Origin of the sequence: Pseudomonas sp. 43mfcvi1.1 (genome assembly GCF_900115935.1) — a bacterium.
Classification (GTDB): domain Bacteria; phylum Pseudomonadota; class Gammaproteobacteria; order Pseudomonadales; family Pseudomonadaceae; genus Aquipseudomonas; species Aquipseudomonas bijieensis.
This window is the reverse complement of the sequence record NZ_UETT01000003.1, coordinates 502,866-520,936: the sequence shown is the minus strand read 5'-3', so window position 1 is coordinate 520,936 and position 18,071 is coordinate 502,866. Positions and strand designations below refer to the sequence as shown.

18 protein-coding genes are annotated in these 18,071 nt (G+C 60.1%); 12 read left to right on the top strand and 6 right to left on the bottom strand.

Annotated elements, in window-relative coordinates:
• The first annotated feature begins 29 nt into the window (after nucleotides 1-29).
• Nucleotides 30-905, top strand: a complete 876-nt coding sequence (locus DTP52_RS08505) for a Tim44 domain-containing protein (RefSeq protein WP_109752917.1) — start codon at nucleotides 30-32, stop codon at nucleotides 903-905.
• Nucleotides 906-1,045: 140 nt separating this feature from the next.
• Nucleotides 1,046-1,453: an SMI1/KNR4 family protein gene (locus DTP52_RS08500; RefSeq protein ID WP_003187120.1), complete on the top strand. Its 408-nt coding sequence runs from the start codon at nucleotides 1,046-1,048 to the stop codon at nucleotides 1,451-1,453.
• A gap of 13 nt (nucleotides 1,454-1,466) precedes the next feature.
• On the opposite strand, the gene DTP52_RS08495 is transcribed toward DTP52_RS08500, so the two are convergent.
• The gene (locus DTP52_RS08495) at nucleotides 1,467-3,230 is read right to left on the bottom strand and encodes a cation:proton antiporter (RefSeq protein WP_109752916.1); all 1,764 of its coding nucleotides are present in this window, start codon (nucleotides 3,228-3,230) and stop codon (nucleotides 1,467-1,469) included.
• Between the two features lie 281 nt (nucleotides 3,231-3,511).
• Between DTP52_RS08495 and DTP52_RS08490 the strand changes: the two genes are divergently transcribed.
• Nucleotides 3,512-3,997: an acyl-CoA thioesterase gene (locus tag DTP52_RS08490; RefSeq protein ID WP_109752915.1), complete on the top strand. Its 486-nt coding sequence runs from the start codon at nucleotides 3,512-3,514 to the stop codon at nucleotides 3,995-3,997.
• Nucleotides 3,998-4,129: 132 nt separating this feature from the next.
• On the opposite strand, the gene DTP52_RS08485 is transcribed toward DTP52_RS08490, so the two are convergent.
• Entirely contained in the window at nucleotides 4,130-4,780 is a 651-nt protein-coding gene (locus DTP52_RS08485) for a hypothetical protein (protein WP_109752914.1), read from the bottom strand.
• A gap of 373 nt (nucleotides 4,781-5,153) precedes the next feature.
• On the opposite strand from DTP52_RS08485, the gene coxB reads away from it, so the two are divergent.
• The 4 genes from coxB to DTP52_RS08465 all read left to right on the top strand — a co-directional run bounded on the left by coxB (nucleotide 5,154) and on the right by DTP52_RS08465 (nucleotide 9,558).
• Nucleotides 5,154-6,281: a cytochrome c oxidase subunit II gene (gene coxB, locus DTP52_RS08480; RefSeq protein ID WP_109752913.1), complete on the top strand. Its 1,128-nt coding sequence runs from the start codon at nucleotides 5,154-5,156 to the stop codon at nucleotides 6,279-6,281.
• Nucleotides 6,282-6,363: 82 nt separating this feature from the next.
• Entirely contained in the window at nucleotides 6,364-7,956 is a 1,593-nt protein-coding gene (ctaD, locus tag DTP52_RS08475) for a cytochrome c oxidase subunit I (RefSeq protein WP_109752912.1), read from the top strand.
• A 138-nt stretch (nucleotides 7,957-8,094) separates the two neighbouring features.
• Nucleotides 8,095-8,646, top strand: a complete 552-nt coding sequence (locus DTP52_RS08470) for a cytochrome c oxidase assembly protein (protein WP_109752911.1) — start codon at nucleotides 8,095-8,097, stop codon at nucleotides 8,644-8,646.
• A 24-nt stretch (nucleotides 8,647-8,670) separates the two neighbouring features.
• Nucleotides 8,671-9,558 carry a cytochrome c oxidase subunit 3 gene (locus DTP52_RS08465; protein WP_109752910.1) on the top strand — a complete coding sequence of 296 codons (888 nt, stop codon included), beginning with the start codon at nucleotides 8,671-8,673 and terminating at the stop codon, nucleotides 9,556-9,558.
• Between the two features lie 7 nt (nucleotides 9,559-9,565).
• Here the strand turns inward: DTP52_RS08465 and DTP52_RS08460 are convergent, their stop codons facing one another.
• The gene (locus tag DTP52_RS08460; protein ID WP_109752909.1) at nucleotides 9,566-9,769 is read right to left on the bottom strand and encodes a twin transmembrane helix small protein; all 204 of its coding nucleotides are present in this window, start codon (nucleotides 9,767-9,769) and stop codon (nucleotides 9,566-9,568) included.
• Nucleotides 9,770-9,839: 70 nt separating this feature from the next.
• Between DTP52_RS08460 and DTP52_RS08455 the strand changes: the two genes are divergently transcribed.
• Genes DTP52_RS08455 through DTP52_RS08435 form a run of 5 tightly spaced genes read left to right on the top strand, consistent with a single transcriptional unit; the run spans nucleotide 9,840 to nucleotide 13,736 of the window.
• Nucleotides 9,840-10,577 (top strand): SURF1 family protein, encoded by a 738-nt coding sequence (locus tag DTP52_RS08455; RefSeq protein WP_109752908.1) that lies wholly within the window; start codon nucleotides 9,840-9,842, stop codon nucleotides 10,575-10,577.
• Nucleotides 10,543-11,127: a hypothetical protein gene (locus DTP52_RS08450; protein ID WP_109752907.1), complete on the top strand. Its 585-nt coding sequence runs from the start codon at nucleotides 10,543-10,545 to the stop codon at nucleotides 11,125-11,127. Before DTP52_RS08455 ends, DTP52_RS08450 begins: the two co-directional genes overlap by 35 nt.
• Before the next feature lie 10 nt (nucleotides 11,128-11,137).
• Nucleotides 11,138-12,217: a heme A synthase gene (locus tag DTP52_RS08445; RefSeq protein WP_109752906.1), complete on the top strand. Its 1,080-nt coding sequence runs from the start codon at nucleotides 11,138-11,140 to the stop codon at nucleotides 12,215-12,217.
• Nucleotides 12,205-13,104: a heme o synthase gene (cyoE, locus tag DTP52_RS08440; protein ID WP_109752905.1), complete on the top strand. Its 900-nt coding sequence runs from the start codon at nucleotides 12,205-12,207 to the stop codon at nucleotides 13,102-13,104. Before DTP52_RS08445 ends, cyoE begins: the two co-directional genes overlap by 13 nt.
• Nucleotides 13,101-13,736 carry an SCO family protein gene (locus DTP52_RS08435; protein WP_109752904.1) on the top strand — a complete coding sequence of 212 codons (636 nt, stop codon included), beginning with the start codon at nucleotides 13,101-13,103 and terminating at the stop codon, nucleotides 13,734-13,736. Before cyoE ends, DTP52_RS08435 begins: the two co-directional genes overlap by 4 nt.
• A 457-nt stretch (nucleotides 13,737-14,193) precedes the next feature.
• Here the strand turns inward: DTP52_RS08435 and DTP52_RS08430 are convergent, their stop codons facing one another.
• From DTP52_RS08430 to DTP52_RS08420, 3 genes are all read right to left on the bottom strand, one after another.
• Nucleotides 14,194-14,436: a hypothetical protein gene (locus tag DTP52_RS08430; protein WP_109752903.1), complete on the bottom strand. Its 243-nt coding sequence runs from the start codon at nucleotides 14,434-14,436 to the stop codon at nucleotides 14,194-14,196.
• Between the two features lie 12 nt (nucleotides 14,437-14,448).
• A complete protein-coding gene (locus DTP52_RS08425) occupies nucleotides 14,449-14,928 on the bottom strand; it encodes a hypothetical protein (protein ID WP_109752902.1) in 480 nt (159 codons plus the stop codon).
• Nucleotides 14,929-15,266: 338 nt separating this feature from the next.
• The gene (locus DTP52_RS08420; RefSeq protein WP_109752901.1) at nucleotides 15,267-17,459 is read right to left on the bottom strand and encodes a TonB-dependent siderophore receptor; all 2,193 of its coding nucleotides are present in this window, start codon (nucleotides 17,457-17,459) and stop codon (nucleotides 15,267-15,269) included.
• Nucleotides 17,460-18,071 lie beyond the last annotated feature (612 nt).

Sequence of the window (18,071 nt, the reverse complement as noted above, 5' to 3'; positions counted from 1 at the left end):
GTGCTATCCACAAATGGGAATGCCTTTATATGAAACGTTTTCTTAGCATCGCCATGGCGCTGTGCATCGGCCTGACGATGGCCATCGACGCCAATGCCGCCAAGCGTTTTGGCGGTGGTAAAAGTTCGGGCGCAGCCCCGACTCACCAGACCAGCCAGATGGCGCCGTCCTCTGCCGCCGGGTCCACTGCCGCCACCGCAGGCGCGGCCGGTGCCGCGGGCGCAGCCACCAAGGCCAGCGGTGCTTCGCGCTGGCTCGGCCCCCTGGCCGGCATCGCCGCCGGTGGCTTGCTCGCTTCCATGTTCATGGGCGACGGCTTCCAGGGCATGCAAATCTTCGACATCCTGATCATGGCGGTCATCGCCTTCCTGGTCTTCCGCTTCATTGCCGCCCGTCGTCGCAAGCAGCAGGAGCAATTGGCTCCGGCCGGCCACGCGCCGATGCAGCGTGAAGTGTTCAACCAGCAGCCTGCCAGCGGCTCGATCTTCGGTGGTTCGGCAGCGCCTGTGGCCGCCCGTCCGGTCATCAACGCGCCGGCCTGGTTCAACGAGCAACGCTTCATCGAAGCCGCGCGCAGCCACTTCATGTCCTTGCAGCAACACTGGGACGCGAACGAAATGGACAAGATCGCCGAGTTCGTGACCCCGCAACTGCTGGAGTTCCTCAAGCGCGAGCGGGCCGAGCTGGGTGATGGCTTCCAGTCCACCTACATCGACAATCTCCAGGTGCAACTGGACGGTGTCGACGATCGCGCCGACAAGACCATCGCCACCCTGACCTTCAGCGGTGTGTCGAAGGATTCTCGCTTCGACAAGGGCGAAGCGTTCAGCGAAAGCTGGAACATGGAACGTGCCCAGGGTGACGACCAGCCTTGGCTGGTAGCCGGCATCCGCCAGAACGGTTGAACCTTTGCGCGGTTTGCATGTTGAAATAAAAGAACCCCGGCCCAGGCCGGGGTTTTCCATTTCGCGGTTGCATCTATAGCGAGCTACTGTATAAACCGCTCCATGTAGAACCGCGCCATCGAGAAAAGAGGATCCCGGACGTGGAAGAAATCATCGAACAATTGCGTGAAGCCAACGAGCCCGTGCCGGTCCCGCTGGAGTTGCCCGACGAAGACCTGCTGGTAGAGATCGAAGAACAGCTGTTCATCGATATCCCATTCGTCTTCAGGGAGTTTTTGCTGACCGTCAGCGATGTTGTCTATGGCAGCCTGGAACCGGTGACCGTCACCGATCCACAATCCCACACCTACCTGCCAGACGTGGCCGCCAATGCCTGGGATGCCGGTGTCGACCGCAGCCTGATCCCGATCTGCCAGGACGGCGACGATTACTACTGCGTCGAAGAAGACGGCACTGTGGTGCTGTGGCAAGCCGAAGAAGAACTGATCGCCGAAGAAACCTGGGAATCGGTCTGGCACTGGGCCCGGGACGTCTGGCTGGAAAGCTGAGCCCCGACGCTGGTCAATGCCCGGACGATTCCTTGTGATTGTCCAGGGTTTCAAGCAAGGCCACCTGCATCCGCGTATGCAGGCGGATGAACCAGCGCCAGAGCAGTGCCGCCACGGCAGTCGCCACCACGGCGATCAATACCAGTAACTTGTTGGTCGGCAGAATGCTGGCCGACAAGGCTGCCAATAACAGGAAAATCACCAGCAGCGAGAGAATCGGGATCACTTCGGCGATCACCCGACGCACCCGCTGTGTATGGCGGCCAGCCATCTCCGGCTTCACGCCCATCTCCGCCAGCAACATCGACAGCGCCTTGAGCTTGCGGTAGGCGGCGATCAGGAACGGCAGCGACAGCAGCAACGCCCCGCCCCAGATCAACGCCTTCTGCCAGCTCGGATCGCTGATCCAGGCTTGCAGGTAAGCCGACATCCGCTCGGCAAAATAACCGCCCGAGACAAAAATCGCGATGACCAGCGCCAGGTTGACCCCGACCTGCAGCAAGATCCGCCGGATCATCGACGCCACCATCGCTCCTTCGCCATGAGGCTGGATGCTGCGCAGCCATTCGCCATACATCCCCAATACCCGCGTCAGCCGTTGCGGCATAACCGTCGCCAGCCTGACGGACAGCGGGTCGGCGGCCCGGATCAGGTAAGGCGTGAGCAGTGTGGTCAACACCGAGACGGCGACCGCGACCGGATAAAGGAAGTCGCTGGTGACCTGCAGGGTCATCCCCAATGACGCAATGATGAAGGAGAATTCGCCGATCTGCGAAAGCCCCATCCCAACTCGCAGCGAGGTGCGTCCGTCGTTGCCGGCGATAAAGGCACCGAGGCCGCAGGACAGCATCTTGCCGAGCACCACGGCGCCCGTGATCACCGCAATCGGCCAGGCGTACTGCAGCAATATCGCCGGATCGAGCATCAGCCCGATGGCGACGAAGAAAATCGCGCTGAACAGATCACGCACCGGCTCCACCAGCCGCTCGATTTTCAGCAGTTGCCGGGACTCGGCCATGATCGCCCCGATCAGGAACGCCCCGAGCACCATGCTGTATTCCAGCTTCACCACCAACAGGCAGAAACCGAAGCACAGGCCCAGCACGGTGATCAGCAGCATTTCGTTGCTTTCGAACTTCGCCACGTAGGCCAGCACCCTCGGCACCAGCAGAATGCCGATGACCAACGCCACGATCATGAACAACGACAGCTTGCCGACCGTGGAAAACACCTCGCCGGAGCTCACGGTGCCGCTGACGGCAATGCTCGACAGCAAGGCGATGATGCCAATGCCCAGGATATCCTCGACGATCAACACCCCGAAAATCAGCTGCGCGAAACGCTCGTTCTTCATCTTCAGGTCGTTGAGGGCCTTGACGATGATGGTGGTGGAGGAAATGGCCAGGATCGCGCCGAGGAACAGCGAGTCCATGGTGCTCCACTCGAACCAGCGACCGATTTCATAGCCGATCCAGATCATCAGCACGATTTCGAGGAACGCCGCGATGAAGGCCGTGGCCCCGACCTTGAACAGTTTGCGCAGGCTGAATTCCAGGCCCAGGCAAAACATCAGGAAGATCACCCCGAGTTCGGCCAGGGTCTTGATCGTGTCTTCGTCGTGGATAAAGCCGAACGGCGGCGTATGCGGGCCAATGATGAAGCCGGCCACGATGTAGCCCAATACCACCGGCTGTTTGAAACGATGAAAGAGTACGGTCACCAACCCCGCCGCCATCATGATGATCGCCAAGTCCTGAATGAAGCTGATGGCATGCATGTCGGGGCTCCCTGTTCAAAATGACTCACTGCAGAGCTGGAGAAATCCGTTTCCTCTGTAGGAATTGCCCTCGCAATGGGCTTTTGAAGGGTAACACCGCGACTTCCGACAAAAAGACGGTGCAATATATGGAAACAGATCCATCGGCGCGTGACGGCAACCACAGCCGTAGCGTCCCGATATCGGTGGTTTTTAAAACCTGGGTGACCTGTGTACAGGCCCCTCACCAGCACCCGCAGAGGTGCCCCTCCACAATTGCTGCCTTGAACCGTGAGTACGTTATGGAACCCGGAAACGCCCAACTGTCGATGACGGTGTTGATGACCCCCGATATGGCCAACTTCTCTGGCAATGTCCATGGCGGCACCCTGCTCAAATACCTCGACGAAGTCGCCTACGCCTGCGCCAGCCGTTACGCCGGGCGCTATGTGGTGACCTTGTCGGTAGACCAGGTGATCTTTCGTGAGCCGATTCACGTCGGCGAGTTGGTGACCTTCCTGGCCTCGGTGAACTACACCGGCAACACGTCGATGGAAGTGGGCATCAAAGTCGTGACCGAAAATATTCGCGAACGCTCGGTACGCCACACCAACAGTTGCTTCTTCACCATGGTGGCGGTGGATGACCAGCGTAAACCCGCGCCCGTACCGCCATTGCAGCCGCAAAACAGCGAAGCGAAACGCCGCTACGAACAGGCCCAGCAACGTCGGCAGATTCGTCAGGAACTGGAGCGACGCTACCAGGAGATCAAGGCGGACGGGCCTTGATCGGCCATTCCAAAAAAATGTGGGAGCGAGCTTGCTCGCGATAGCAGTTGGACATTCAACGTCTATGTCGACTGATCCAATGCAATCGCGAGCAGGCTCGCTCCCACAGGGGTTACGGGGTTTCCTGGTGGATCAGGCCGCTGGCTGATCCAGCTCCAGCCCAACGCCCAGCTGGCGCGACAGGCACGGCCAGCGCTTCCAGGCAGCGCCGGTGTCCGGGCTGCCCAGCTTGTCCCGGTAAGTTTCCACCGACTCCAGCGCAAAGCTGTCTTCGTCGAGCATCTCGTCCACGGCGTGATGCACGGCTTCATCCAACTGGTTGGCGAACGGTTCGCCGATCAAATGGTGGGCGATCAGGTTGGCGACCGTCATGTCCAGCGGGATCAACGGCTGGCTGAAATGCTTGATATACAGATCGTTGACCTCCTCCACCAACCGATGCGCCAGGTAGGCCTCATCCAACAGGCCGTCCAGGCCGACGTGACCTTCCATTACCTTGGGCGGCTGGAGGAAAAACTGTTCGGCGATCTTCAGTACGGGCTTGATCTGCGATTCGATACCGGCTTCGCGGGCCACCTCATTGGCGGCGTCCAGCAAGTCCGGCACCTGCTCGATGTAAGCGGTGACAAAACGGGTCATGACGCCCTTCGCGTCGATGTCTGGCAATTGGATCGCGGCATGCAGATGCGGTAACTGGGCCTCCAGCTGGCGGGTCAATTGGCCGGTCTCGGCTTCGTGTTGTTGGGCTTTTTGGATCTGCTCGCGCAATGCGGCGGTGTTCATGACAACTCCAGGAAACAAAGGCAATGAAATAGGGAAGACATAACTTAGCTGGCGCAAAAACACTCCTAAGACCTATTTTTCATAACCGTCTCTTCCTTGCTACGTCACAGTTATATCGGTTTGCCATCACTCAGGCTCGCATCCTTCTCCATTCGTGGGCTCTAGCGCAAGCCCCGGGTGTTTCAAACGATTTACGCCATCGCGTTGCGAGGTTGCAGGTGCTGTCTATACTCGGTTTGGAATGGAGTTAGCTGATGACACCCGATTGCATGTGCAGCAAGGCGCGGCGAGTCAATTAAGCAGTCTGAATAGCCGATCCCTTGCCGCAGGCTTTACGCCTACGGGATAACAAGAACGATAAGGGGAACCCGCAATGACGCGACATCCACACGTATGGATGGGCCTCCTGTTGTGGTCGATTTTCAGCCAGGCGCAAGCGGCCTGGACTGTGAATATGGCGCCTGGAGCGACACAGATCAGCAATGCAGTGTTCGACTTGCACATGACCATCTTCTGGATCTGTGTAGTCATCGGCATCATCGTCTTCGGCGCCATGTTCTGGTCGATGATGATGCATCGCCGCTCAACCGGCCAAAATGCCGCGCATTTCCACGAAAACACCCGCGTCGAAATCCTCTGGACCATCGTGCCCTTCCTGATCCTGGTGTTGATGGCGATTCCTGCCACCGCCACCCTGATCAAGATGTACGACTCCAGCGAGTCGGACATCGATATCCAGATCACCGGCTATCAATGGAAGTGGCACTACAAGTACCTGGGCCAGGACGTCGAGTTCTTCAGCAACCTGGCCACCCCCGCCGAACAGATCCATAACCAGAGCGCCAAGGGCGAGCATTACCTGCTGGAGGTCGACAAGCCGCTGGTGCTGCCGGTCGATGCCAAGGTGCGCTTCCTGGTGACCTCCGCCGACGTGATCCACTCCTGGTGGGTGCCGGCCTTCGCGGTCAAGCGCGATGCGATCCCCGGGTTCGTCAACGAAGCCTGGACCCGCGTCGACAAGCCCGGCCTGTATCGCGGCCAATGCGCCGAGCTGTGCGGCAAGGACCATGGCTTCATGCCGATCGTGGTAGAGGTCAAGAGCAAGCCCGACTACGAGAAATGGCTGGGCGAGCGCAAGGCCGAAGCCGCGCAGCTCAAAGAATTGACCAGCAAGGAATGGACGCGCGAAGAACTTGTTGAGCGTGGCGACAAGGTTTACCACACCACCTGCGTGGCCTGTCACCAGGCCGAAGGCCAGGGCCTGCCGCCGATGTTCCCGGCGCTCAAGGGCTCGAAAATCGCCACCGGACCCAAGGCTGATCACCTGAGCATTGTCTTCCACGGCAAGCCCGGCACCGCCATGGCCGCGTTCGGCAAGCAGCTGTCGGAAGTCGATATCGCCGCCGTCGTGACCTATGAACGTAACGCCTGGGGCAACAACAAGGGCGACATGGTGACGCCGAAAGAAGTGCTGGAACTCAAACAGGCGGAAAGCAAATGAGCCGGCCTGACGTTAGTTCCCGCAACCGGTCGGGGCTCAACGCCCCGCGCCGTCCAGCCCACTCGTTCGAAGGAGACAGGACATGAGTGCTGTGATCGATGACCACGGTCATGCCGGCGCCGACCACGCCCATGGCCCCGCCAAGGGCCTGATGCGCTGGGTGCTGACCACCAACCACAAGGATATCGGCACGCTGTACCTGTGGTTCGCCTTCTCCATGTTCCTGCTGGGCGGCTCGTTCGCCATGGTGATCCGCGCCGAACTGTTCCAGCCCGGCCTGCAGATCGTGCAGCCGGAATTCTTCAACCAGATGACCACCATGCATGGCCTGGTGATGGTCTTCGGCGCGGTGATGCCGGCGTTCGTCGGCCTTGCCAACTGGATGATCCCGTTGATGATCGGCGCGCCGGACATGGCCCTGCCGCGCATGAACAACTTCAGCTTCTGGCTGTTGCCGGCCGCATTCCTGCTGCTGGTCTCGACGCTGTTCACCCCAGGCGGCGGGCCGAACTTCGGCTGGACCTTCTACGCGCCACTGTCCACCACCTATGCGCCGGAAAGCGTGACGTTCTTCATCTTCGCCATCCACCTGATGGGCATCAGCTCGATCATGGGCGCGATCAACGTGATCGCCACCATCCTCAACCTGCGCGCCCCCGGCATGACCTTGATGAAAATGCCGCTGTTCGTCTGGACCTGGCTGATCACCGCGTTCCTGCTGATCGCGGTGATGCCGGTGCTGGCCGGCTGCGTGACGATGATGCTGATGGACATCCACTTCGGCACCAGCTTCTTCAGTGCCGCCGGCGGCGGTGACCCGGTGCTGTTCCAGCACGTGTTCTGGTTCTTCGGCCACCCCGAGGTGTACATCATGATCCTGCCGGCCTTCGGTGCCGTCAGCTCGATCATCCCGGCGTTCTCGCGCAAGCCGTTGTTCGGCTACACCTCGATGGTCTACGCCACGGCCGCCATTGCGTTCCTGTCGTTCATCGTCTGGGCGCACCACATGTTCGTGGTCGGCATTCCGCTGGTGGGCGAGCTGTTCTTCATGTACGCCACCCTGCTGATCGCCGTGCCCACCGGGGTGAAGGTGTTCAACTGGGCCAGCACCATGTGGCAGGGCTCGCTGACCTTCGAGACACCGATGCTGTTTGCCGTGGCGTTCGTGATCCTGTTCTCCATCGGCGGTTTTTCCGGGCTGATGCTGGCCATCGCCCCGGCGGACTTCCAGTACCAGGACACCTACTTCGTGGTCGCGCACTTCCACTATGTGCTGGTGCCCGGCGCGATCTTCGGGATCTTCGCCTCGGCCTACTACTGGCTGCCGAAATGGACCGGCCACATGTACGACGAAACCCTCGGCAAGCTGCACTTCTGGCTGTCGTTCATCGGGATGAACATGGCGTTCTTCCCGATGCACTTCGTCGGCCTGGCGGGCATGCCCCGGCGGATTCCCGACTACAACCTGCAGTTCGCCGACTTCAACATGGTCTCGTCCATCGGCGCGTTCATGTTCGGTACCACGCAGATCTTCTTCCTGTTCATCGTGATCAAGACCATCCGTGGCGGCGAACCGGCACCGGCCAAGCCGTGGGATGGGGCCGAAGGGTTGGAGTGGAGCGTGCCGTCGCCGGCGCCGTATCACACCTTCACTACGCCGCCGGAAGTGAAATGAACACCGCAGCTTCTGTGGGAAACACCGCAGCTTTTGTGGGAGCGAGCCTGCTCGCGATAAGCGCGACTCGGTGTGTCAGATACACCGCTATCGCGAGCAGGCTCGCTCCCACAGGGTTCTCGGTAGGGACTGGAAACCATGGCTGAGTCGATTTCGCTGAAAAAACTGGTCACTCGCCTGCTGATAGTGGTGGTGGCCATGTTCATCTTCGGCTTTGCCCTGGTGCCGATCTACGACGTGATGTGCAAGGCGTTCGGCATCAACGGCAAGACCGGCGGGCAGTACGAAGGCGAGCAGACCGTCGATGAATCACGCCAGGTACGTGTGCAGTTCCTGTCGACCAATGCGGTGGACATGGTCTGGGACTTCTACCCCAAGGGCGACCAACTGGTGGTCAAGCCGGGTGCGGTGAACGAGATGGTGTTCGTCGCCCACAACCCCACCGACCGGCCGATGAGTGCCCAGGCGGTGCCGAGCATCTCGCCGAGCACCGCGGCGGCGTATTTCCACAAGACCGAATGCTTTTGTTTTACCCAGCAAGTGCTGCAACCCGGCGAACGCATCGAAATGCCCATGCGCTTCATCGTCGACCGGGACATGCCCAAGGAAGTGAAGCACCTGACGCTGTCCTACACGCTGTTCGATATCACCGCTCGTCATCCACCGGTGGCTCTAAACACTGACCGATAGCGTGCCCGATAAGGAGAACAATAAATGGCAACTCACGAACACTATTACGTCCCGGCCCAGAGCAAATGGCCGATCATCGCCACGGTCGGGATGTTCGTCACGGTGTATGGCCTGGCGACCTGGTTCAACGACCTGAAGGCGGCGCGCCCGGAATCCCATGGCCCGCTGATCTTTTTCATTGGCGGCCTGCTGGTGGCCTACATGCTGTTCGGCTGGTTCGGCGCGGTGGTCAAGGAAAGCCGCGCCGGGCTGTACAGCGCACAACTCGACCGCTCGTTCCGCTGGGGCATGAGCTGGTTCATCTTTTCCGAGGTGATGTTCTTCATCGCGTTCTTCGGCGCGCTGTTCTATGTGCGCAACATCTCGGCGCCTGGCCTGGCGGGCGAAGGCACCAAAGGCCTGTCGCACATGCTCTGGCCGAGCTTCGAGTTCGCCTGGCCGTTGCTGAACAACCCCGATCCGAAACTCTTCCCGGCGCCCAAGGAAGTCATCAGCCCGTGGGGCTTGCCGCTGCTCAACACCGTGCTGCTGGTCAGTTCCAGCGTCACCGTCACCATCGCCCACCACGCCCTGAAAAAAGGCCATCGCGGCGCACTGAAGCTCTGGCTGGCGATCACGGTGCTGCTGGGTTGCGCCTTCCTGGGCTTCCAGGCCGAGGAATACATCCACGCCTACAAGGAACTGGGCCTGACCCTGGGCTCCGGTGTCTACGGCGCAACGTTCTTCATGCTCACCGGGTTCCACGGCGCCCACGTCACCATCGGCACGATCATCCTGTTCGTCATGCTGATGCGGATCATGCGCGGGCACTTCGACAACGAGCACCAGTTCGGCTTCGAGGCGGCGAGCTGGTACTGGCACTTCGTCGATGTGGTGTGGATCGGCTTGTTCGTCTTCGTCTACGTGCTCTGAGGCACGACTACCAGGGTGCGTGAGACACCAACTGGCCGCTGAAAAAACCCCAGGCGATCAAGCCGACGGTGACAGCGGCCAGGCTGACCCTCACCGCCAGGGCGATGACCAGGCGATTGGAATCGCTGTCGTCCTTGACCAGAAAAAACAGGCCGCTGAACAGGCTGGCAATCGTGGCAATCAGCATCAGGACGATGGCTGCTTTTAGCATCAGGGACACTCCGGGGGGACGCGATGCACGTGAGTATAGCTATCCCGTTCGACGGCTTTCGGACGGCGCCATGAAACACTTCCGGCCGGGCATCGTGCCGTCGCTGGTGGTCGCCATTCTGGTGCCCGTGATGGTGTGCCTGGGGTTCTGGCAATTGAGCCGGGGCGAACAGAAGCGTGTGCTCATGGAAAATTATGCCGAGCGCCGCGTGGCCCCGCCGATGGACAGCACCGAGCTTGCGCATACCAGCGATCCGGCCTTTCGCCCGGTCACGCTGCAGGGCCAGTTCGACGGCGAGCACAGCATCCTGCTGGATAACCGCCAGCACGACGGCAAGGTCGGCGTCGAGTTGCTGCAACCGTTCCTCGACCACCGGACCGGGCTGTGGCTGCTGGTCAATCGCGGCTGGCTGCCCTGGCCTGACCGCCGCACCCCGCCGGTCTTCAACACACCGGAACAACCAATAAGCCTACAAGCCTGGGTCTACGTCGCACCCGGCGCGACATTCCAGCTCCACGCCGACCCGGCGGGCGCGCCCTGGCCACGACTGGTCACCGCCATCGAGCCGGACAAGCTCTGGGCCGAACTGGACCGCAACGGCTTCAACTATGAATTACGCCAACAGAGCGGTCCCGGCGCCTACCGGACCGATTGGCCCGTAGTGGCCATGGGCCCGGAAAAACACCTCGGCTACGCCGTGCAGTGGTTCGCCATGGCGACGGCACTGTTCGGCCTGTTCCTTTATCTCGGATGGCACAACGCAGGGAGACACCATGGGAAGCACCATGAATCCAACCAACACGTCTGAGGCGCCCAACCGTCGCAAGGGCCGCGTGCAATTGCTGCTGATCGTGCTCGGGGTGATCGGCCCGATGATCCTGGCCACCGGCATGTACAAATTCCAGTTCTGGGTGCCGGAAAGCCGCAGCTACCACGGCGAACTGATCGGCAACGGCCAGACCCGAGCCGAGATCGGCGTACAGGCCGATGAGCAGCGCTGGCAGATCCTGGTCACCGCACCGCAGGAATGTTCGGTGGATTGCCGGCAACTGGTGTACCTGGCCCGCCAGGTCCAGATCGGCCTGGGCCGCGAAGCCGGCCGCGCCAGCCATGCCCTGGCGGTGACGCAACCGCTGGACGCGGACTATGACGCTCAACTGCAGCGCGAATACCCACAACTGCAACGTTACCCACTGGACCTGCCGGCCTATCAGAAGGGCGCCCAAGGCTCCGGCGGCGCCCAACTGTGGATCATCGATCCCCACAGCAACCTGGTGCTGCGCTACGACGCCCGGGTCAAGGGCAAGGACTTGCTCAACGACCTGCGCCATTTGCTGAAACTGTCGAACATCGGATGAGGGCATCGACATGGCCAAACCTGGATTTCGCCTCGCGCTGTTCGCCACGCTGCTGGCACTGATCGTCGTCCTGCTGGGCGCCTACACCCGGCTGACCCACGCCGGCCTCGGTTGCCCGGACTGGCCCGGCTGCTACGGTTTTATCAGCGTGCCCAAGAGCGAAGCCCAACTGGCCCATGCCGAACTGCATTTTCCCGACGCCCCGGTGGAAGCCCACAAAGGCTGGAACGAGATGGTCCATCGCTACTTTGCCGGGACCTTGGGGCTGTTGATTACCGTGCTGGCTGCCCGGGCCTGGATGAACCGCCGTCACCCGGGCCTGCCATTGAAGTTGCCACTGTTCCTGCTGGCCGTGGTCTTTGCGCAAGCGGCGTTCGGCATGTGGACCGTGACCCTCAAGCTGTGGCCGCAAGTGGTCACCGGGCATCTGTTGGGCGGGTTCGCGACGTTGAGCCTGCTGTTTCTACTCACCTTGCGCTTGTCCGGCGTATTGCCGGCGCTGACCGTGCCCAAGCGCCTGCAACATTGGGCGACGGCCGGGCTGCTGCTGGTGATCGGCCAGATCGCCCTCGGCGGCTGGGTCAGCTCCAACTACGCCGCCGTGGCCTGCATCGATTTCCCCACCTGCCACGGCCAATGGCTGCCACCGGCCGATTTCGCCAACGGCTTCCACCTGACCCAGCACATCGGTCCCAACTACCTGGGCGGGCAACTGGACAGCGACGCCCGCACCGCCATTCACCTGACCCACCGCATCGGCGCGTTGCTGGTGACCGTGGTGCTGCTGGGGCTGGCCTGGCAATTGAAGACCGTCGGCATGACCCGCCTCGCCGGCCTGGTGCTGGCGGCACTGGCGGCGCAGATCACCCTGGGCATCAGCAACGTGCTGTTCCACCTGCCGTTGCCGGTGGCGGTCGCCCACAACGCCGGGGGCGCCGCGCTGCTGCTGACCCTGGTGCTGGTCAACTATCACGCCCGCACCAGCCTGGTCCGGGTCAAGCATCAAGTCCCGCTGCGCTGGCGGTTCAACCCGCATAAACACAGCCCCAGCCCCATAACAATAAAAGGAGAGATGCCATGGCAACCTTGACCGGTGAACGCCACAGCCAAGCGATCTGGCGCGATTACCTGGAGCTGACCAAGCCGAAAGTGGTGGTGCTGATGCTGATCACCTCGCTGGTCGGCATGTTCCTCGCCACCCGCGCCGGCGTGCCGTGGACGGTGCTGGTGTTCGGCAACCTGGGCATCGCCCTGTGTGCCGGCGGCGCGGCGGCGGTCAACCATGTGGTGGACCGGCGCATCGACGCGGTCATGGCCCGCACCCACAAACGGCCGCTGGCCGAGGGACGCATCTCACCGGCCGCCGCGCTGACCTTCGCCTTGGCACTGGCCGTGGCCGGCCAGGCCATGCTACTGGCGTTCACCAACCCGCTGACAGCCTGGCTGACTCTGGCCTCGTTGCTCGGTTATGCGGTGGTCTACACCGGGTTCCTGAAACGGGCGACACCGCAGAACATCGTCATCGGCGGCCTCGCCGGCGCGGCGCCTCCGCTGCTGGGCTGGGTAGCCGCCACCGGTCATGTCAGCGCCGAACCGCTGCTGCTGGTGCTGATCATCTTCGCCTGGACCCCACCGCACTTCTGGGCCCTGGCGATTCACCGCAAGGAGGAATACGCCAAGGCCGACATCCCGATGCTGCCGGTGACCCACGGCGAGCACTACACCAAGATCCATATCCTGCTATACACCTTGGTGCTGCTGGCAGTGAGCCTGATGCCGTTCGTGATCCATATGAGCGGGATGCTGTACCTGATTTGCGCGCTGGTACTGGGTGCCAGGTTCCTGCAATGGGCCGTGGTGTTGTACCGTGGCAGTCGGCCGCACGCGGCGATCAACACCTTCAAGTACTCTATTTACTACTTGTTCCTGCTGTTCATCGCCCTGCTTGTAGATCACTACTTACTGTTGAGCCTATGACTCGAACCCAGAAAACCGTCTTCATTCTCGTGGCCGTGATCGCACTGATCCTCGGCCTGACCATCAATAAAGTGCTGTCCGGTAAAGGCCAGGGCGACCCGACTGCGCTGATCGATGCCGGCATCATCCTGCTGCCCCAGAGCCGCAACCTGCCGGACGTGAAAATGACCGACCAGGACGGCCAGCCCGTGGCGATGGACGGCTTGAAAGACAAATGGAGCCTGCTGTTCTTCGGCTACACCTTCTGCCCGGACATCTGCCCGACCACCCTCGCCCAACTGCGCCAGATCAAAAGCGAACTGCCGCCCGAGGCTGTGGATAAGTTGCAGATCGTATTGGTGAGCGTCGACCCCAACCGCGACACGCCCAAGCAACTCAAGCAGTACCTGGGTTACTTCGATCCGCAGTTCAAAGGCCTGACCGCTTCATCGGTTGAAGACCTGCAGAAACTGGCGAATGCGGTGAGCATTCCGTTCATTCCGGCGGACACCAGCAAACCCAACTACACGGTTGATCACAGCGGCAACCTCGCCGTGATTGGGCCGGACGGTACTCAACGCGGGTTTATTCGGGCGCCGTTGAATAATCAGAAGCTGGTGGCACAGTTGCCGGAGATGCTCAAACGTAAATAGCACTTCCAACGGCATGCCGTTCAGTTAAGCCATGCCGATTCCTTGTGGTGAAGGAATTCATTGTGGCGAGGGGATTTATCCCCGCTGGGCTGCGCAGCAGCCCCCCACCCGAAAGGCTAAATGCGATCAACCTGGCACAACGCGGTGGCTGGATTCAGGGCGAGGTCTTCCTGCCTCCACTCTCTCTGTGGGGGCGAGCCTGCTCGCGATGATATCGACTCGGTTCCAGACCAAAACAGGTCCCCGCATCGCCGGCAAACCCCGCTCCTACAGACCCTGGCTACACCCCTCCACCAAGCCACGCATCCTTGGGGCAGAAACGGAGACAGACCACAATTATGAGACGGTCCGATTACAGGTGAGCGCAAAATCGTGGTCTGTCCCCAGTTTCTTTATAAGGGGACTACTTAAGGAGGCGGAATTATTTTCTGATATTAAATCCGCCCGCCTTTCCTGCTCAGCCAACCTCCTCAAACCGCCGCCGCTTCATGAACAACCCCATCCCTATCGCCACGGCAAAAACCGACAGCAACCCCAGGTCAAACCCCAACACGCGGGTCTGACCGGCCAAAACGCAGCCAACCGCACCCGCCGCCACCAACACCACGCCTAGCCACTTGCGTAGCAGATAGGGTTTGAGGAATCGATCAAGCAGAAAGGACACCACCAAGGCAATGACCAATTGAGTAATTTCGGACATGTACGTCTCCGGTCAGGCCTTGATGATCAATGTCGAGAGGGTGCGTTGCGGGCCGATACCGCCGTTGACCTGCGCCTCGATGCTGACCAGTACGTCGCCAGCATGGTAGGTGGGTAGAATTTGATTGGTATACGTGCGCACACCCATCCCTACAGATGCCGCCACGTAAGAGGGGGCCACGGCCTTGGCGGCGGAAGCGAAGGCCGCGGCTGCAAGGGTGGCGATCGTGGTGCGCTGGGCGTTGAGGGCGTCGCCCTGTTGCCGGGTCAGCGGCTTGGAAATGCCGATCATCATCACGCACGGCAGGTTTTTGGCCTGCATCTTGTCGTACACCTCGACGACCTTGCTGTTGACCTCATAGTGGGCGCTTTTCGCTTCGCCAAAATGCAGCTCCCGCAGGCGTCCACGTTCGCTGTCGGTGAGGGTGATCTGCGAGACGTTGAAGACGATCCCGTGATTGCCCATGTATTGGAAAGTCCCTTCGAACTTCATCGCCCATATCCTTTTGGGGTAAGGTGGCAATTCTCTGCAACGGGCGGATTGGATTCAAATCATTTCGTATCGCTGGATTGAGTAAAACAACCCACCTGCATCGCCAAAACACCCCTCTCCTACAGCCCCCGCCTACAACGCCAATCTAGCTACGCATCCTTGCGCCTTTACCTACAACTACGCCAGAATCCGCCCGCTTGTGCGCCTTGTCCCTGGGTTTTATTGTCTTCCTGCCACTGCCCATCAGTGGTCGGGTTTAGTAGCCCGGAGAAAAGAGGACAGATTTATTACCAGCAAATAAATCTGTCCCCTTTTCACTTAATAAATCCCCTTTTTACTTAGAAATCGATAGTCCCCGAGAACTTCACCAAGCGCGGATCACCCTGCGAAAGGTAGCCGCCGTTTGCCGAGGCCCAGTAGTTCTTATCGGTAATGTTTTCCACGTTGACGCGCAACGTCAGGTCTTTCTCCACGAATTTCATTTTGTAACGTGCGCCAGCGTCGAAACGGTTCCAGGTCGGCAAGCTCAGGTTGTTAGCCTGATCCGCGTACTGCCCGCCAGTACGCAACATCCTTGCGCTGAGCGCGGCCCCTTCGATACCCGGAACGTCCCAATCTACGCTGGCATTGAGCTGAAACGTTGGCACGCCAATGGCGTGATTGCCATCGTTGAGACCGCCAGCGGTTTTTTTCAGCTCAGACGTCATGCGGGTACCGCCAGCCATCAACCGGAGGCCTTCGATGGGTTCGCCGAAAACGCTGAGCTCCAGCCCCTTGTTGACCTGCTCACCATCACGCACATAGAGGCTCTGCGCGTTGTCGACGTAACCATCGGAAGGTTTCTCGATGCGGAAAACACCCAAGTTCGCACCGAAGGTCTGCAGGTCCAGCTTGATGCCCGCTTCCAACTGCTTGGTGCGGCCAGGGGGAAAGGCTTGGCCCAGGTTCGTGATGCCGGTACCGGACGCCACGGGCCCTTTTGCAAGGCCTTCGATTCGGTTGGCGTAGAGCGACACGCTCTGCACAGGCTTGTAGACGATGCCGTAAACAGGCGTGGTAATAGCTTCATCGTAGAGCGCGCTACGACTGCCATCGTTTGCTGGATTGGCTACACCGTTTGAAGTAGTGCCATCGTACTTATAGTTTTCGACACGCAACTGCTGACGACGAACACCATAAGTGACCAGCAATGTGTCATCGAACAAGCCCAGCGTGTCGGAAACCGCCAGGCTGCGGTTGCGGGTTTTGCCGGTCACCCCGGGATCCCCCATTTCACCGCCCGTGCTGGACACCGCCGTCGGCTTAGGCAGCTTGGGGGTGTCGTAGATATTGCTGTTCCCGGTCACGGAACGATAGAACGTGTAGGCGTTTTCCTGCTCGGTCCAGATCGTCGAGCCACCAATCGCAACCTGGTGGGAAACAGGGCCCGTGTTAAAGCGCCCGTTCAACCCGCCACTGAACGATGTGTTGTCTTCATTGTGAGGAATTTCCGAGCCACCGATCGTCGCTACGCCGTTATTGCCGACCAGTGTCGGCGTGGCGTATACCCCGGTTTCTCGGGTGTGCTTTGCACCACCGGCAAGGTATGCGGTCCAGTTTTCGTTCAGATCCCAATCGCCACGAACCATGCCGAAAGTGTCTTCCGTTTCGGAGTAAGTCCAGTCCTGCCCATAATTGTGGCTGGCGTGCGGAGCCGTGGGAATGCGGGTGGCGTTGCCGATATTCACGGAATTACGCAGCCCATTGATACGCTGTTTCTGATACCCGAAATCGGTGGAAACGCGGAAGTTATCACCTTGATAGTCCAGGCCCGCAACGAACAACTTCGTGCGCTGATCCTGGTTGTCGATCGCTGTTTCACCTTCCCGCTGGCTCAGATTCAACCTGGCACCAAAGCGGTTATCCTCGCCGAATCGCTGCCCGATATCCAAATGCTCGCCAATGCGGCCATCGGTGCTGATGTCCTGGGTATAACGACGCGTCGGCACATCCTCTGCGCGTTTGGGCTGCAAGTTGACGCCGCCCCCAAGACCCGAGCCCGTCGGACTGACACCATTGATAAACGCGTTGGGGCCTTTGAACACCTCGACACGCTCGATAGCATCCGTCGACAGAATCTGACGCGGTAAGACGCCATACAGTCCGTTGTAGGAAATGTCGTCGCTGTTAAGCGGCAAGCCTCGAATCACGAACACCTGGGATTGGTTACCAAACCCATAGGATTGACGCACCGACGGATCATTGAGAAGCACATCACCCACGTCTTCAGCTTGTTGATCTTCAATCAACTGCGAGGTGTAACTCGTCATCACGAACGGGACATCCATGTTGTCCTGATTGCCCAACACCCCCATCTGGCCTCCCCTCGCAACCTGACCTCCCGCATAGGGCGTTGGTAGCGTGTTGGAGTTGGGTTTGATCGCACTGGCAGTAACGTCGGTCGCTCCCAATTCAATAGGTTCTGCCGCCTGGGCAAGAAAACTGACTGAGCAGCACGCAGCCAGCAACGTAAGGCGAGATGGAAATAGCATGGAGTGAGTACCTGCGGGGAAACGGGAAACCAATGCAGGTAATGCTAATGATTCGCAGATAGATTATCTATAACGAATGGCACGCTGCCATAAAAGATTTGGAAAGCGGTTTAGTCAGCCCCCGTGGCGAGGGAGCTTGCTCCCGCTCGGCTGCGCAGCAGACGCAAAACCGGACGATGCGGTTTGCCTGAAGAAATGCAGGGGCCTGCTGCGCATGCCAGCGGGAGCAAACTCCCTCGCCACAGGGGACTTATGTCGAGCCGAACACCTAGCCCTGTGGGAGCGAGCCTGCTCGCGATGAAATCGCCCCAGCTCCAGAGCCGAACACCCCACCCACATCACCAAAAACCCTCCCTCCTACAGCCCCCACCTACACCCCTCTATCAAGCCACGCATCCTTGCGCCTTTGCCTACAACTACGCCAGAATCCGCCCGCTTGTGCACCTTGTCCCTGGGTTCTATTGTCTTCCTGCCACTGCCCATCAGTGGTCGGGTTTAGTAGCCCGGTTTACGTCTCGGTGTACAAGTCTCATCGGTCAGGCATTGCCTGTTCTCGATGGTGGCTGTGCGCATGGCACCTTCGGGTGCGCCGGGTTTGACGTAATCACCGGT

What these genes read in the sequence shown, in the direction of transcription:
- DTP52_RS08505 (WP_109752917.1), top strand. Translation starts at nt 30, where the DNA reads ATGAAACGTTTTCTTAGCATCGCCATGGCGCTGTGCATCGGCCTGACG.
- DTP52_RS08495 (WP_109752916.1), bottom strand. Translation starts at nt 3,230, where the DNA reads ATGCATGCCATCAGCTTCATTCAGGACTTGGCGATCATCATGATGGCG.
- DTP52_RS08490 (WP_109752915.1), top strand. Translation starts at nt 3,512, where the DNA reads ATGGAACCCGGAAACGCCCAACTGTCGATGACGGTGTTGATGACCCCC.
- DTP52_RS08485 (WP_109752914.1), bottom strand. Translation starts at nt 4,780, where the DNA reads ATGAACACCGCCGCATTGCGCGAGCAGATCCAAAAAGCCCAACAACAC.
- coxB (WP_109752913.1), top strand. Translation starts at nt 5,154, where the DNA reads ATGACGCGACATCCACACGTATGGATGGGCCTCCTGTTGTGGTCGATT.
- ctaD (WP_109752912.1), top strand. Translation starts at nt 6,364, where the DNA reads ATGAGTGCTGTGATCGATGACCACGGTCATGCCGGCGCCGACCACGCC.
- DTP52_RS08470 (WP_109752911.1), top strand. Translation starts at nt 8,095, where the DNA reads ATGGCTGAGTCGATTTCGCTGAAAAAACTGGTCACTCGCCTGCTGATA.
- DTP52_RS08465 (WP_109752910.1), top strand. Translation starts at nt 8,671, where the DNA reads ATGGCAACTCACGAACACTATTACGTCCCGGCCCAGAGCAAATGGCCG.
- DTP52_RS08460 (WP_109752909.1), bottom strand. Translation starts at nt 9,769, where the DNA reads ATGCTAAAAGCAGCCATCGTCCTGATGCTGATTGCCACGATTGCCAGC.
- DTP52_RS08455 (WP_109752908.1), top strand. Translation starts at nt 9,840, where the DNA reads ATGAAACACTTCCGGCCGGGCATCGTGCCGTCGCTGGTGGTCGCCATT.
- DTP52_RS08450 (WP_109752907.1), top strand. Translation starts at nt 10,543, where the DNA reads ATGGGAAGCACCATGAATCCAACCAACACGTCTGAGGCGCCCAACCGT.
- DTP52_RS08445 (WP_109752906.1), top strand. Translation starts at nt 11,138, where the DNA reads ATGGCCAAACCTGGATTTCGCCTCGCGCTGTTCGCCACGCTGCTGGCA.
- cyoE (WP_109752905.1), top strand. Translation starts at nt 12,205, where the DNA reads ATGGCAACCTTGACCGGTGAACGCCACAGCCAAGCGATCTGGCGCGAT.
- DTP52_RS08435 (WP_109752904.1), top strand. Translation starts at nt 13,101, where the DNA reads ATGACTCGAACCCAGAAAACCGTCTTCATTCTCGTGGCCGTGATCGCA.
- DTP52_RS08430 (WP_109752903.1), bottom strand. Translation starts at nt 14,436, where the DNA reads ATGTCCGAAATTACTCAATTGGTCATTGCCTTGGTGGTGTCCTTTCTG.
- DTP52_RS08425 (WP_109752902.1), bottom strand. Translation starts at nt 14,928, where the DNA reads ATGAAGTTCGAAGGGACTTTCCAATACATGGGCAATCACGGGATCGTC.
- DTP52_RS08420 (WP_109752901.1), bottom strand. Translation starts at nt 17,459, where the DNA reads ATGCTATTTCCATCTCGCCTTACGTTGCTGGCTGCGTGCTGCTCAGTC.